This is a genomic window from Neobacillus sp. B24, assembly GCF_055381825.1.
In genome coordinates, this window is record NZ_AP035777.1 from 5,051,149 (window position 1) to 5,065,616 (window position 14,468).

13 protein-coding genes are annotated in these 14,468 nt (G+C 39.7%); 11 read left to right on the plus strand and 2 right to left on the minus strand.

Annotation, left to right across the window (positions count from 1 at the left end; all coding sequences use genetic code 11):
* Nucleotides 1-335: 335 nt before the first annotated feature.
* The 4 genes from ACZ43M_RS24870 (at nucleotide 336) to ACZ43M_RS24885 (ending at nucleotide 4,396) form a co-directional block, all read left to right on the plus strand.
* Nucleotides 336-2,006, plus strand: coding sequence for a transposase (locus ACZ43M_RS24870; RefSeq protein WP_464505203.1), 1,671 nt, complete (start codon nucleotides 336-338; stop codon nucleotides 2,004-2,006).
* A 290-nt stretch (nucleotides 2,007-2,296) separates the two neighbouring features.
* Entirely contained in the window at nucleotides 2,297-2,434 is a 138-nt protein-coding gene (locus ACZ43M_RS24875) for a YvrJ family protein (RefSeq protein ID WP_464505204.1), read from the plus strand.
* Between the two features lie 651 nt (nucleotides 2,435-3,085).
* Nucleotides 3,086-3,232 carry a Spo0E family sporulation regulatory protein-aspartic acid phosphatase gene (locus ACZ43M_RS24880; RefSeq protein ID WP_464505205.1) on the plus strand — a complete coding sequence of 49 codons (147 nt, stop codon included), beginning with the start codon at nucleotides 3,086-3,088 and terminating at the stop codon, nucleotides 3,230-3,232.
* A 231-nt stretch (nucleotides 3,233-3,463) separates the two neighbouring features.
* Nucleotides 3,464-4,396: a DMT family transporter gene (locus ACZ43M_RS24885; RefSeq protein ID WP_464505206.1), complete on the plus strand. Its 933-nt coding sequence runs from the start codon at nucleotides 3,464-3,466 to the stop codon at nucleotides 4,394-4,396.
* Between the two features lie 207 nt (nucleotides 4,397-4,603).
* On the opposite strand, the gene ACZ43M_RS24890 is transcribed toward ACZ43M_RS24885, so the two are convergent.
* Complete coding sequence (locus ACZ43M_RS24890; RefSeq protein ID WP_464505207.1) at nucleotides 4,604-6,979, minus strand: putative bifunctional diguanylate cyclase/phosphodiesterase; 2,376 nt, start codon at nucleotides 6,977-6,979, stop codon at nucleotides 4,604-4,606.
* 447 nt (nucleotides 6,980-7,426) lie between these two features.
* Here ACZ43M_RS24890 and ACZ43M_RS24895 point away from each other — a divergent pair, with 447 nt between their 5' ends.
* From ACZ43M_RS24895 to tolA, 3 genes are all read left to right on the plus strand, one after another.
* A complete protein-coding gene (locus tag ACZ43M_RS24895; RefSeq protein ID WP_464505208.1) occupies nucleotides 7,427-8,014 on the plus strand; it encodes a hypothetical protein in 588 nt (195 codons plus the stop codon).
* Between the two features lies 1 nt (nucleotide 8,015).
* Entirely contained in the window at nucleotides 8,016-9,977 is a 1,962-nt protein-coding gene (locus tag ACZ43M_RS24900; RefSeq protein WP_464505209.1) for an SH3 domain-containing protein, read from the plus strand.
* 446 nt (nucleotides 9,978-10,423) lie between these two features.
* Nucleotides 10,424-10,987 carry a cell envelope integrity protein TolA gene (gene tolA / locus ACZ43M_RS24905; protein ID WP_464505210.1) on the plus strand — a complete coding sequence of 188 codons (564 nt, stop codon included), beginning with the start codon at nucleotides 10,424-10,426 and terminating at the stop codon, nucleotides 10,985-10,987.
* Nucleotides 10,988-11,195: 208 nt separating this feature from the next.
* Here the strand turns inward: tolA and ACZ43M_RS24910 are convergent, their stop codons facing one another.
* Nucleotides 11,196-11,570, minus strand: coding sequence for a hypothetical protein (locus ACZ43M_RS24910; protein WP_464505211.1), 375 nt, complete (start codon nucleotides 11,568-11,570; stop codon nucleotides 11,196-11,198).
* A 323-nt stretch (nucleotides 11,571-11,893) separates the two neighbouring features.
* On the opposite strand from ACZ43M_RS24910, the gene ACZ43M_RS24915 reads away from it, so the two are divergent.
* From ACZ43M_RS24915 to lepB, 4 genes are all read left to right on the plus strand, one after another.
* Nucleotides 11,894-12,331: a hypothetical protein gene (locus ACZ43M_RS24915; RefSeq protein WP_464505212.1), complete on the plus strand. Its 438-nt coding sequence runs from the start codon at nucleotides 11,894-11,896 to the stop codon at nucleotides 12,329-12,331.
* 67 nt (nucleotides 12,332-12,398) lie between these two features.
* Nucleotides 12,399-13,175: a hypothetical protein gene (locus ACZ43M_RS24920; protein ID WP_464505213.1), complete on the plus strand. Its 777-nt coding sequence runs from the start codon at nucleotides 12,399-12,401 to the stop codon at nucleotides 13,173-13,175.
* Between the two features lie 67 nt (nucleotides 13,176-13,242).
* On the plus strand, nucleotides 13,243-13,716 hold the full coding sequence (locus tag ACZ43M_RS24925; RefSeq protein WP_464505214.1) for a hypothetical protein: 474 nt from the start codon (nucleotides 13,243-13,245) through the stop codon (nucleotides 13,714-13,716).
* Between the two features lie 34 nt (nucleotides 13,717-13,750).
* Entirely contained in the window at nucleotides 13,751-14,293 is a 543-nt protein-coding gene (gene lepB / locus ACZ43M_RS24930) for a signal peptidase I (protein WP_464505215.1), read from the plus strand.
* Nucleotides 14,294-14,468 lie beyond the last annotated feature (175 nt).

The window sequence follows — 14,468 nt, forward strand, 5'->3', positions numbered from 1 at the left end:
ACAGAGGCCGGATTCAGATGCTGAACCCGGCCTTTTAAATAGGCCCAGTTATAACTGGGTGCTGATCTCACTGTATTTGAAAAATAAACGGAAAATTTCCGTTTAAATTGGGAAATATCCAAATTTCCTAAATAATAAAAGGAGGTTTTCCGCTTATTTGATCCAAATCTTTGGATTTTGCCTTATTTAGAGCAGTTAGTCGGAAAATCGAGACTGTCGATTAACTCACCACAAATACCTTTTTCACATACTTTTCTAAATTCTATTATTTTATTATCACTCCACTCCATATGTACGATAAAATTAAGATATATCTTATGTATGGAGTGATTGTGATGGCGCACATTAAATATAAAACATTTGGCCAGTTAACCTTATCAGATTATGAAGTCTTCGCTTCAGTTCCTCCCCATCCTTTCTGGAGCCGAGTGGAACAAGTGGTTGACTTTTCCTTTGCAGATGAACTCTGTGCGCCCTTATATTCCTCAAATGGGCAACGTCCTTTTGCCCCTACATTAAAATTAAAGATTCATTTTGCTCAACGCTATCACAATTACTCTGATCGTGAAATGGAAGAGGCCATCCTTTATCGTATGGATTTAAAACGTTTTTTCGGAGTACCTGTAGCTTTTAACGGATTCGATCATAGTACCTTGGGGCTCGACCGAGACCGCATGGGTTCTGACCTTTTTGATGCGTGCCATCATCATATTCTTTCCCAGGCTTTGGCGAAAGGGCTATGGGGGAAAGAAGATGACCGTTGGCTTATCGATTCTTTTCATACCTACGCCAACATTGCCAAGGTGGGGGCATACCGTTTAATCCAGCAAGGGATCCTTCAACTTATCCAACACATCAAACGTACATATCCGAAGTTATATACCCATCTTTTACAGGACTGTCCCCTCAAAAGCTTCCTGAAACGGCTATCAGATCGAACAACTGAAAAGGATCGATTGGTATTATTTAGCCGCCTGGCGGTGGAAGCCTACAGCCTATTACATTGGCTAGAAAGTGAAAGGGTACACCCCTTATTTTGGACATGGAAAAAAGCGGAGCAGCAGCTTCGTTGTTTGGAGCTTCAAGCGACCCTCTATCAAATTTTACAAGAGAACACGAAACCGATGGTTTCAAATAAACCTGAAGGTACTGGACAGGAACCACTCCACTACCAAGAATTATCGAAAAAAGAAAAACCACAAGACCGTATCCGAAGTGCCTATGATCCAGAAATCCGGAGTGGACACAAAACGAAATCAAAGAAGTTTACCGGAGATAAAATCCAAGTCTTGGAGTCAAGGGAGCACGGATTAATCTTAAATGCGGAACCCATTCCAGGCAACGAATGGGATGGGGACCGTCTTGTCCCGATGGTGGAGGAAATGATTAATCGCCATGGTGTGGCACCGAAACATGTCATCGGTGACACGGCTTATGGTACAGGTGAAAATCGCCAGAAAATAACAGAGATGCAGATCTTACTGAGCGCCCCCATACAAAGAAGTACAAATCCAACGGGATTGTTGGAAAACGATTGGTTTGTCTATGACACTGAATTGGATGAAGTCACTTGTCCGCTGGGGAACTCGACTTCTAAAAAAGTACGAAATAACAAGGCGCAAGGGTATCAATTTAAATTCGGAGAAACGTGTAAAGCCTGCCCGTTGTTTGAACAATGTACGACGAATAAAGACGGCCGGTCTATCTTTATCAGTGATTATTATGAACTCATGGAACAAGCGAAGTCCTTCAACCAAACCGAAGCTGGAAAGCATGCATTAAGGGCCAGGTATGATGTGGAAAGGACGAATCATGAAGCTGCCAACCATCATGGACTCAGGAAGCCAAGAACACGAGGAAGGGAACCATTAAGGATTGCGTCCAAATTGACGGCCATGGTCATCAATCTAAAAATTATGGTTAAGAAATTAGCCGAACCCATCAAGCCCTTTTACCGTTACAAAAAATGCGAAAATCGGGTGATGGCCCCCGTCTGCCCAAATTAGGGAAATTAGGACAAATAGATGGCCTCGAGAGGGGAAAAAATCAGTAAAATAGTGAAAGTTTGTGAAAAATCCTGATAAAATTCACAAAGTTTGTGAATTAAGGTTTAGAAGAGAACTAAACTACCAATTAATCGACGGTCTCAAATCTCCTCTTATTTCTGCTTCTTAAGCTCTCTCTATAACATTAGCCGGAAATTCTCCGCTAATGAATTCTCATACCTTGTTTGATTATCAACAATGAATAATAACAGGGCCTTTAAATTAAAACTTAAAGAAAGGAGTGAACACTCGTGGACCAACTCATCCCACTCGTCAGCGAGGTAGGCTTTCCCATCGTCGTGACCCTTTATCTGCTGTACCGGATCGAATCCAAGCTCGATTTAGTGGTCCAATCGATTCAGAATCTGCCTGGGCGCATGAAGGGATAAAAGATATAAAAACAGGGGTCGGTGGCTGCCTTTTTTACCAGCAACCGTCCCCATGACTAATTCACCTGTCAATCTTCGGGGTTTTGCGATAAATTGTTGGCCGCAGGCAAACTAATCAAACGATTGTTTACCTAGCTGTAACGCCTTCACTGTTAGCTTTTTACTTCCCTTATCATAAAAATCCTTGTCGACCAGACAAACGTTTAAGTAAATTCACTGGAAACATTGAAAAATAAACATTTAATATTAATTTCCCGCAAAAATTTTGGTGAACCTTGCCAGATGATGGCTACTCATTTCTTGGAGTCTCATAGTAACTAAATATTTCGCCAGGTTCCGGCACCTTTCAACACTACTTCACCCATCCAAACGTTTGGATAAAAGCTGTAAGAATCTTAATTTAGCAGCATTCTTCAGCTTTTCCATACAAAAAATTTGTCAATTAACCAATCGTTTGTTTAGCTTGAGTCAGAACTATACTGACAAATGAATTTATAGCTGTTTTCGCAACAAAAGAATGTCGAAATCCGCCCCCAATGGTAGCATCATTCGGATTTACCATTTTGTAACAAAATCGTAAAATTTTTATTACCCATTACCCACTTCACCTTTGGTAATATTATCCTATACAAACAATAGGAGCGAAATAAAGTGAGTAATGACGAATTAATCAAGAAAATTGAACTTATAAGGGGTAAGATGATCCATACAGGGATGACTGAGGGGCTTACATCTCAGTTAACAATTAGCCTAAGTCAAATTCTAGATCAATTAATAAATCAAAAAATGAGTACATAAAACACTAGCCCTTTCTTACTTTTTTAAGAAGGGGCTTTGTGTTATCTTCACATCCCAAAAGCCTAAGCAAACACTTCCGATGGCACAACCGCAATGCCCAATGCTCATTTGCAAAACCCTTATACTTTACCGCGTTAAAACAAGTGAGAATCCACCCCCAATTTTCCATTACCCGTGCTATAATATTAACTTAGTAATATATGTGCCTATTCAGAAAGGAAGTAACGAACCATGAATCAACAGCAGCCACCAAAATCTATCGCGTTGCCGTTAACCATTTCGATTATTGCCATTTCGTTCTCGGCAATTTTTGTGAAATGGTCCGACGCACCCGCTTCCATATTAAGCATGTATCGGATGTTATTCGCAAGCCTGCTGTTAGCACCGATGGCTTGGCGATACCGGCATGAAATGACAACCATCAGTAAGAAAAATGGAGCCCTTTTATTCTTTTCCGGTGTGTTTCTTGCCTTCCATTTTGTGCTATGGTTTAGCTCGTTAAAATATACGACGGTCGCCAGTTCAACAATTATCCTGGCCCTGCAGCCAATGGTTTCATTAATCGGCGGATTCTTCCTGTTCAAGGAACGGACCACCGCTTCAGCTCTGGCCACCATGGGGATCGCCATCGTAGGTGCCGTGATGATTGGCTGGGGCGACTTTGGCCTGAGTGCGGCTGCGATCACCGGTGACATCCTCTCGTTTTTTAGTGTAATTGCCGTCGTTGGCTATTTGTTCATTGGCCAAACTATTATTAAGGGATTTACCCACTGGATTTATAGCTTTTGTGTATTCTTAAGCGCCGGCATTGTGCTCGTCATATACAATGTTTGGGCTGGGGTGCCACTAACGGGCTATCCCGCAAAGGAATGGGGCATTTTTCTGTTGCTGGCTATCGTTCCGTCCCTCAGCCACGTCATCAACAACTGGCTGTTAAACTACGTGAATGCCACAACGATTTCCATGAGCATATTGGGAGAACCCGTTGGCTCCACAATCCTAGCATACATCCTGCTCGGAGAAGGGCTGACAGGCTGGCAGATTACCGGAGGCCTGCTCGTCCTATTAGGAGTATTCTTCTTTATGACCAAAAAACAAAAAGCCCTGCCGCTTCAGGAAGCCCTTGGCACAGAGAACAGGCCAATAGAAAAGGCAACTCCCTAATTGACGACTCACCCCACGGCCCATTGGTGTTTGGACACTTCGAGTGGCTTCGTTGAAACTATACGTTCCCTAGTAACCTAACCAAAAAGAATCCCATCACACTGCCAGGCATGTAGTTTCGACCTTTTTCGACATGCGAAATAGTAGGACATAAAAAAACCGGTCACTTCAATTGACCGGTTTTTTTAAATATCTTAAAATGTTGAACTACATATACTCAATAGTCTCAGTTGCTTTATTTCTTAGGTTGGCGGTTTTAATAAATTCTGCAAATTTTTCTTTCTGTAAAGGTTTGCTATATAAGTAGCCTTGAGCATTTTGACAACCTAACGACCGAAGGGTTTCCACTTGTACAGATGTCTCTACTCCTTCAGCAATCACATCTACTTTTAAGTGGGCGGCAAGGTTAATAATCGTCGATACAATTTGTTTATTTTGTGAGTTGATGTCAATGCCATCAATAAACGACTTATCAATTTTTAAAATGGTTAACGGAAACTTATTAAGATAGTTCAATGAGGAATACCCTGTCCCAAAGTCATCAATAGAAAATTGAATTCCTAATGAATTTAATTCCTCCAATTTAGAAATAACCATTTCAGCATTCAGAATCGCAACACTTTCTGTGATTTCAAAATGGATATACCTCGGATTCAGGTTAACTTTATCAATAATGGCTTTGACCTTTTCCACAAAATCTTCCTGCTTAAATTGAGCTACTGATATATTAATCGAAATCTCAAGAAAGTGTCCTTCCCCATGCCAGCTTTTTGCCTCGAAACAAGCTGTTTCAATGATCCAATATCCTATTTCAACAATTAATCCTGTTTCCTCTGCCACAGGAATAAACTCTAAAGGTGGTAAATTCCCTAATGTCGGATGGTTCCAGCGAAGAAGAGCCTCTGCTCCAGAAACTTCTTCTGTATCGGTGTTAACAATAGGTTGATAGACGAGACTAAAGGACTGCTCCTCCAATGCCTTCCGGAGTCCATTCTCAATCGTGATCCGCTTAGATATCTTAGTTTTCATTTCATTTCTATAAAATTGATAATTATCCTTCCCGGCGCTTTTGGCTTCATACATGGCTACATCTGCCTGCTTGAATAATGTATCTGGATTATCTCCATTGTCGGGAAACATGGAAATTCCAATTGATGTTGATATTTTTACGACCTCGTCATCCAATAAAAGTGGTCTACTAACCGCTTTATTAATGTTCCGGGCCAACTCTTCTACTTCTTTTTCATTGGTGTCCGGAATGAGAATGGTGAACTCGTCCCCTCCCAGTCGAAATACTTTTGCCCTTTCGACTACCGAATAAGTTAACCTATTTGCCATTTCTATTAACAAATAGTCTCCCATACCGTGACCCATCACATCATTAATTTGTTTAAAACGGTCCAAATCGAGTAATAGCAGGGCAAAGGAATGATGATATATTTTAGAACGTGTAATGATTTCTTTCAAATTAGTCTCAAAATATCGGCGGTTTGGTATTCCTGTCAGTTGATCATGATACGCCAAATATTCCAATTCTTGTGTCCGTTCCTTTACCTTACTATCAAGTTCATTGGTTAATATTTTGTATTTGGCCAGGAGGTCACCGTTTTCAATTAGCGTTATAATTTGTCTAATAATCAGCATGCCAACAGAAATGCATACCCCGATAAAAATTACATCCAAAGCTACACGCGTTAGCATCAGTAGGAATAAGAAAATCACTCCTGCATAGGGTAAAGCAAAGTATATATAATCAATAACAGACCGTTGCGTTGCCGGAAGGTGAATAATCGCTAGTTCCTTTTTTAGAACTGCTCCGCTTGCAACCTTATCTTCATTTAATACAGCTGCCCCAATTAATAATAACCCCAAGGCCCATATCGGATCGATTAAGTTACCCGTATGATATTTTCCCAGCGGTGCTGCATAAGAGTAATAGGTATCAGCTATAATTTGTGCCACAATCCCTAGTGATAACAAGGTATTTAAAGAATGGGAAGATGCCTTTTCGGAGGCATATGCAATGGCCAGTGCTCCAAGCAACAGCCCCAAGTCTCCTACCGGGTAAAAAATATATATAAAGACCTCCCACCCGTCAGAGGTTTTCAAAATAGGGTCAATAATGTACTCTAGGCTTAAGGTAGCCGCAACTACCATAACGACTAAAATATCTAATAGCAGTTTTAACGTTTTGCCTTCGCCACTTAAATCGAGCCTTTTCAATAACATCCCAATAAAATAGGCCACGTATTGTAAACACCATATTATATCAGCAAGTCCTGCCGCAGGCGCATCAATATGTAGAATCCATTCATAATAATTCCAAATTAATTGGGCCACGATATAAAAAATGTTTCCAAGACCAAAGGATAACCAGAAAAGCCGTTCCCTTCCTTTACTTCTATGACACTCACTAAATAACCAATATGCACTAATAATCGGGGCGATCAGTTGAAATGCATTACCGCCAATCTTTAGCATTTCTTCATTTCTATCAAAATAAATAAGCCAACTATAGTAAAGTAATAGATAAATCAAGATGATACTAAGAGTCGTTGATTGCCTTTTTCCCTCAACTGCCATGTTGTATACCCCATTTTCTCTGGATGGAATTAGGTATATTATACTACAAAAAGGGAATTTTTAGATGATTTTGTTATATTTTCAAAAATATTATTCAAATTTTACCACAGCCATTTTAAAAATGTTTTTCTTGTGACTTTTGCAATATAGGTGCCTTCCTTGACCGGCTCCAGTACCTGTTCAAAACCACTATTTGGTCATCTGTAGACATAGACGTTATTTCCTGAATATCAGCTGGGCAACTAACTTAGTGGATTCCAAGTTCTAAATGTAAATTGATTGATAGAATTTCTAGCATCCCCCAAAAATATGCCTGGTGATAACAATAGGTAATACTTAATATTTATTAATTCCCTGTCCTTTACATTATTTTCAAATATTTATTTTCATATAATTCATCCTATTCTATAATAGGACTATATTCATAGACATAGGAGATGACAACAGTTGGATTCATATCAATCAGCATTGTTAAGTTCGTTGTATTCGAACGATCCGATGGTTTCCCCTGTTACAGAAATTCTTCATTTTAAGAAGAACCTACTAGGAGGCAGCACGTTAACAGATGGGAATAGAAATGTAATTTTGGAAACGGTGCCAAGCGCTGCCGGTGGAGAAACCGTCATATTTGAGAATGGAGAAACGGCACATTTGACTGAAAATATCTATGGTAGTGCCACACTCGATTTCGCCGGTGTGTCCAATGATATCGTAGGGACCGCCTCTATCTTTAGTGCTGAGACCTTTCATCAAGGCGGAGAGTATATCGGAACTATGGAACCAAATTTTATGGGAAACGGGGTCGTATTTACCGGTTCAACATCTGAAACATTGTTTACCACCTCCCCGGATATTTTTGGAGGAACCCAGATTTCATTTACCTCTCCTTTTATCGATTCGAATACCAGTTTGGAGGTATTCGATATTCATAATACCTTTAGCGATATTGATACTATTTCCTCACAGTTTTCCATGTTGGACTTAGGATCAGCCACCGATGCAATCGATGGGTTGGACTTGTTAGGATTGTTCTGATATGGCACAAAGTCAAGCAAAATTTGAAGCCTTTTTTTCCAATCCACACCGTGAATATCAGGATATAATCATTGATTTGCAAAAACGTTTACATAACGATATATGTCAAGAAATCGTCGCCTTCGTTGAAATGAAAACGAATAAAGCAATGGAGCAAGTTTGGAATCGATTAAAGAATCGTTATAACGAATTATCCAAATTGGAAGAGACCATGCCAGATAATCCAACTAAGGAAGATCAGAATCACTATATTAAGGAATTTTTCAGGCTCACAGATCCAAGCAAAGTGTCTTGGGATTTACAGGACGCTCTTAAATTTGACAAATTAGAAAAGGAATACCTCGACTTTATTAAACAAATGGCCACCCAGGAGTATGGCGAGCTATTTAAGCGCTACGTGTATCCATCTCCCTTTTTCCATGCTGTAAGAAATGGAATTCTTCATCATATCGTGGTGCTGACAGATTCTCTTAAAACTTATACAGAGGCAATAGGAAACCACGCCCTTTTGTTGGATGAACTAAACCGTGGAAAAAGAGATAAAGCAATTATTAAAGGCGGCGCCACCCTGCTTGGCATGCTTATTGGAGTCCCTTTTGCTGGTGCTGGTGTCGGGGCATTGATGGGTGGAAACGACCATACACAACTAACCAACTCTTTAGAAAAAGTATTTACGAAATGGAACTCTTATATTGCCAACTTCAATCATTTTCTTAAGGAACTTGAGGACCACTACCGACTGGCTATGATGACGATTTATGGCGGTACAATATTGCGAGTAAATGATCAGCTAAATGTATACCATTATACGTTTCAGACTATGGCTTTAATCAGCGGCCACTATTATCTGACCATTACGGAAAGTGAAAGAAAAGACACGGAAGATTGGATGCGGGAAACAACCTCTGGAATCCAAAAGCTTATATTACAAAAAAACTGGCAAAAGGCTATTAAAGTTTCAATGGAGCTTTTTCAAATTGTGAAGCAAAGACCCGTTGTTGCGAGAGCTGAACTATATGATGGCAAATCTGCACTTTATATCGCACATCTTTATTACTCTATTTCCTATCAAGAAGCTTTACTGGAGGAATATAGGAACGGCCATAGAGATTCATTCTTCGAGACGTGCAAAAAGCTATACTCGGAAATGCCATTATTAATTTTGGACAGTGATATCGACCATAAATTTTCCAAACAGGCCCACCTTTTGTTTCGTTTTATAAAAGAAGGATTGCAACGTGGAAGGTTAGAGGACCTTAAAGTCGTCGTGTCCTATCTGCAACGTATTGTCAATCGGTGGGAAACAGAAGGATCCTATTTAGGTGAAAACGCCCCATCCATTCGACAAATAAAGCAGGAATCGAAGGCATTTCTCCTTGCTGAACAGTTCTTGGAAGATGTCCTCGGAATAGCGCTAGGAAATGAAGATGCTGCAAAAGAACCAAGAATACACTTTACGACGAGACAATTAAAGGAATTGCTAGAAATAGATAATGAAATAGGCACCCCAGATCAACTTACCCAATATCTAAAATCACTATATATAAAATCATTCCTATTCCCTTGGCGCAATTTCTCACTTGATTGGGTGGCATCCCATTCGAAAAAGCTTATGGCTGCAGTTCTAGCTGGTGTACTCATTTCGGGAGGTGTAACCTACGGTCCGGAAATTTATGATTTAAGTAAAGAAAGGGTTTCCAGTTTACAAATGTTTCAAGACAATGAACAGGAACAACTTTATGCAAAAACACCTGAGCAAGCCTACATAACCCTTACAGTGTTCCGTGCCAATATCCGCGAAACTCCTTCATTAAACGGAAAAGTCATAACGGTCGTAGGCAATACAGAAAAAATACTATACCTAAATGAAAAACAAATCGGTGATGACGGGGAAAATTGGTACTTTGTCAAGTTGCCGGATGGAAATCAGGGCTGGATTAGCAGCACAGTTTCTGAAAAATAGGAAGCACGGGACGGTTTTCTACGACGTCTTCCTTGCGAAACATACGACATTCGATCAGGTGATCTTTTATTTAGAAAGCACGTTTAACCTATAGAAAGAATATATATCCCTCTCTACTTGGAATTTCTTATATAATAGTAGGGACTAAGTTTTATCGTTATACAAATAGGGGGGATTATTTTGGCAACATTCTTTATTTTGGTTGGATGGATCATTACGGTCTATTTTCTTGTTTCTGGAATCAATGGACTCAGAAAACGAAATCCAATGCAAGAAAAAATTTCTTATGGATGGTAGTCGGGTTTATCATTTTGCTATTAGGATCTGGTAACGCGGCTATCCCGGTTTTGTTCGCTCTAGTTTTTTTTGCCTTTATCGTTTTTCTTATCGGAGGCATTGTTGCTCTTTTTAAAAGAAACGGAAAGGCCAAAAAGAGATTTCTGCTCATGTTAGGGGCAATGGTACTCTGGCTAGGAAGTGCAGCTATGCTTCCTGACGATCAGAAGGATACCAAAAATCAGGCATCAGAAGCAAAAGTAAAATCAAAAACGGATGATAAGAAAAAAGCAGCTTCATCAGCTAAAAAAGAAGCTGAGGCCAAAGCTAAAGCAGAAGCTGAGGCTAAGGCAGCGGCGGAGGAAAAAGCGAAGGCGGAAGCGGAGGCTAAAGCTCAGGCGGAGGCCGAAGCCAAAGCGAAGGCGGAAGCGGAGGCTAAAGCTCAGGCGGAAGCTGAAGCCAAAGCGAAGGCGGAAGCGGAGGCTAAAGCTCAGGCGGAGGCCGAAGCCAAAGCAAAGCAGGAAGCAGAAGCCAAAGCGAAGGCAGAGGCTGAAGCTCAGGCAAGGGCACAGCAACAGCAACAAACAACCTCAGCACAAACCGTAGGAAAGACCTCATTTGCAAATTGCACCGACCTGAGGACAGTATATCCGAACGGAGTTGCTTCGGATCATCCCGCGTATACATCCAAAATGGATCGGGATAATGACGGCTATGCTTGTGAAAGAAACTAAATTGATGAGACTGGGACATAACTAGCTTCAAAATAGAAAAAGGTGAATTTGAGCATACTCAAATTCACCTTTCTGCTTTTATCAAAGCCGATAACATTTTACTAGTCGTAAAACGCCATCGTCTTTTTAGTTCAAAGATGAGTTTTATCCCAGCCTCATTTTAGATTTCTAGAGAGGGTTTTGTCCCCCCTCCTTTTCAGTCAGTAACTTAAACATTTACTTGCATCTTTTTTCGATACTCAAGAATTTCCTCATCTGTGAATACGTTAGATGCCAATCGTTTAACTTTATCCCAGTATTCTTTGAATTCATCATAATTATGACCTTGATCCTTTATAAAATTTACTAGGCTGCCACCCGTAAAGATAGGGTGAATTTTTGGGTATTTTGCATCCCAGTAAATATTTGCCCGAAGGTTTAATTCGTTTTGCGTTTCTTTAACACAAAGGGTAATAGCAACGGCACAGCGAAGTCTTGTCTCTCCTCCATCATGTCCTTCTCCCTTTCCATTAATAAGCATCTTCGTTACATACTGTTCATTTTCAAAAATCATTTCTTTCTCGGTGAACTTGAATTCCATCATCTTTAATCCCCCATTTCTTGCTATTCTACCACAACACTAGGAACTAGCGTCCTTCTACAATAAGATTACCAATTAGGACTTCAAAAGCATAACAAATAGGTTTCCCCAATCCTTATTCCCTTTAACTCTCATTACATGGATGGAGCACACAACCGTCCCCCGCTTCCTTCCCGACAACATTCTACAAGTTGGATATCACCTCATCCCTCAGTATGAGGGGAAAAATCACCCTGACGCTCGATATGGAAATTTTTATCCAAGTGATACTATTAACCCATCAGCAAGATAGTTCAAAAAAACTAGAAAGATAGAGAGGGGTTGTAATGGGTAGATTTAAAAAGGTATTGGTAATCACCACTGCACTCTTATCTCTGACAGCTGCTTCCGTGATGGCAAATCAGGATGTTGGCAGCTATTTGGAGAAATGGTATAAGGCTGCGTATGATACAAGCCTCCAAGCAACCACACCAGTCATGGCAGACGGATTAATGGAAATTAGAAACATTGGAAAAAGCCCGCTTGTGACTGAAAAAGAAGAAGCAGCAGCTAAATTGAAAACATTTTATCTATCTACAATTAGTCAATCAAAAGACGACCTAGAAAGCTACCAGGAAAATTACAAGCAGCGCCTTGCTAAGGTTAAGGCAAGTTTGGAAGACAGTGATTTCAGTGATGTTGTCGAGAAGGAAAAGGCGAATTTGGAGCTTGAAATTACAGATGATGTAGAAGAAATGCTTTCAGATCTATTAAGTAGTAAGTAAGGTTACTCTGAATTTGGTTAAACAAATTCTACTAATAAATTTTTTAAAAAGAAAAGGAGAATGAGTCATGGCAAAAAAGTCGGTTAAAACAAAGGTACTATCAGGTGTTGTAGCAGTAGGGTTGTTATCAGGGGTTAGTGCTGCATTTGCTAGTACAGATGTTGGTACACAATTACAAGATTGGTATAACGGGAAATTTAAAGCTGCCGGTGCTTCTATGCAAAAACCACTAGAGGAATATGCAGCTAGTAAAGTTCCAGGTATTGTAAGAGATGGAAAAAGCATGATGGCGGGTGCAACTACTGCAATTAACGGTACTAGAGATACCGCTATCAACACTGCTTCTGGCAATATTGATACTGCTACACAGGGATATATTGATGCTTTAAAAGCTAAAGAAGGTCAAATTTCCGCAGGTATTGAAGGCCAATTTGATTGGATTAAAGGAATTGCAGAAGGCATGTTAAATCAAATGGCTACAGAAGGTCAAACTCAAGCTGAAAGGATTCTATCTTCCCATGCAACTAGTAAAGGAAATGCAGCGTTAGGTCAGGTCCAGTCTGAATTAGATACTGCCAAAGAAGAAGCTTTGGCCGATTTAAACGGCGAGATCGATCGTGCAAAGCGTGAATTGGAAGCAAAATTGAACGCTGAGAAGGATGCTACTGTCGGCGAACTTAAAACTGCTATCGACAACAAAATCTCTGAAGTTAAATCTTACCTAGAAGGCAGACTTGCTGAATTTGTGCAAACTCAACAAAACCTAATCACAGCTAAAGCTCAAGAACTTGAAAATGCAGCCAAAGGTGAACTTGATCAGGCTGTTGTAGACGGATTGAAATAATCAAATTTTAAATAAACCAAGGGTCTCAATCCTTTTGAGACCCTCAGTTTTACGAGGAGGGCGTACAATGCTTAGCAGGAAAGAAAAACACAACAAAAAAGGTACAAAAAAGACTGCCAAGTTTCTAGTTGGAACTCTTTTTTTAAGCGCGGGAATAATAAGCAGCATCAATGTTGCTTTTGCAGATCAGGATATCGAAGCCATGCTGATAAATTGGTTTAATAAGCAAAAAACAAATTCAATTGAATCAATTGAACAAGCGGTGATGACGGAAAAGGAAACACAACTTAAGCGTTTAAAGGAAGAGTTGCAACTAGAAATCAAAGAGGCAGAACAAGAATTAAATGCCTTTACTGAAGCAGAAAAGGAAAAACGCGTAAAGAACTTGCAGATTTATACAGATGAACTAATCAAGAATTATAAAATCGATAATTTCGAAGAAAAGAGCAACATAACCAGCGAATTGGACCTCATTCTTCAACAGGCGAAAGAAAAGATGGATCAGGCTGTTAAACAAGAAAATAACGATGCAGGAAACTAATACAATACTTCAATGTAAAGAACGGTGATGAATCATGCGAGAGCACACAATCGGTAAAAAAGATGACAAGCTATTTGAAAACCAAGTTGAATTTAAGGCGGAATTCTTAAGTTGGCTAAAGTTCTTATTGTTGTTAGCGATCATATTTTTTACGCTACGCTTTGCCCTTGGTATTACCATCATAAATGGAAATTCAATGAATCCTACCTTCAAAAATCAAGATATCGTGTTAACTAGCAATTTATTTTATAAGATTGAAAGAAACGATATTGTCCTTGTTCAGGACACCAACGGCTTTAAAATTATCAAAAGAGTCATAGCATTACCAGGAGAAAAGGTTGAAATCGAAAATGGAATCGTCTATGTTAATCAACAACCAATAGAAGAAAATTTCACTACCGGGATTTCGAGTGAAATGTCCGAAGTAAAAGTTGAAGCCGGCCAATACTTCATTATGGGAGACAATAGAACACCTGGTGAAAGCCTGGATAGCAGAAGTGTTGACATGGGTCCTATCCAAGAAGGGCAAATTACCGGAGAGGCAATGATCTCTTTACTTCCATTTGGGCTAATGTAAAAAAGCCCGTAAAGATAATAATTAATAATACACTACCCAGGAACAAGCACCGCTTGTTCCATCTCTTTTTTACTTGAATTCCCTCCCTCAGTAATCCTCTAATAAAAAATCTTCCGTCGAATGCTGAATTTTTTTAATATTACCCCATATTCCGACAAAGGTTCCCAGTATATCC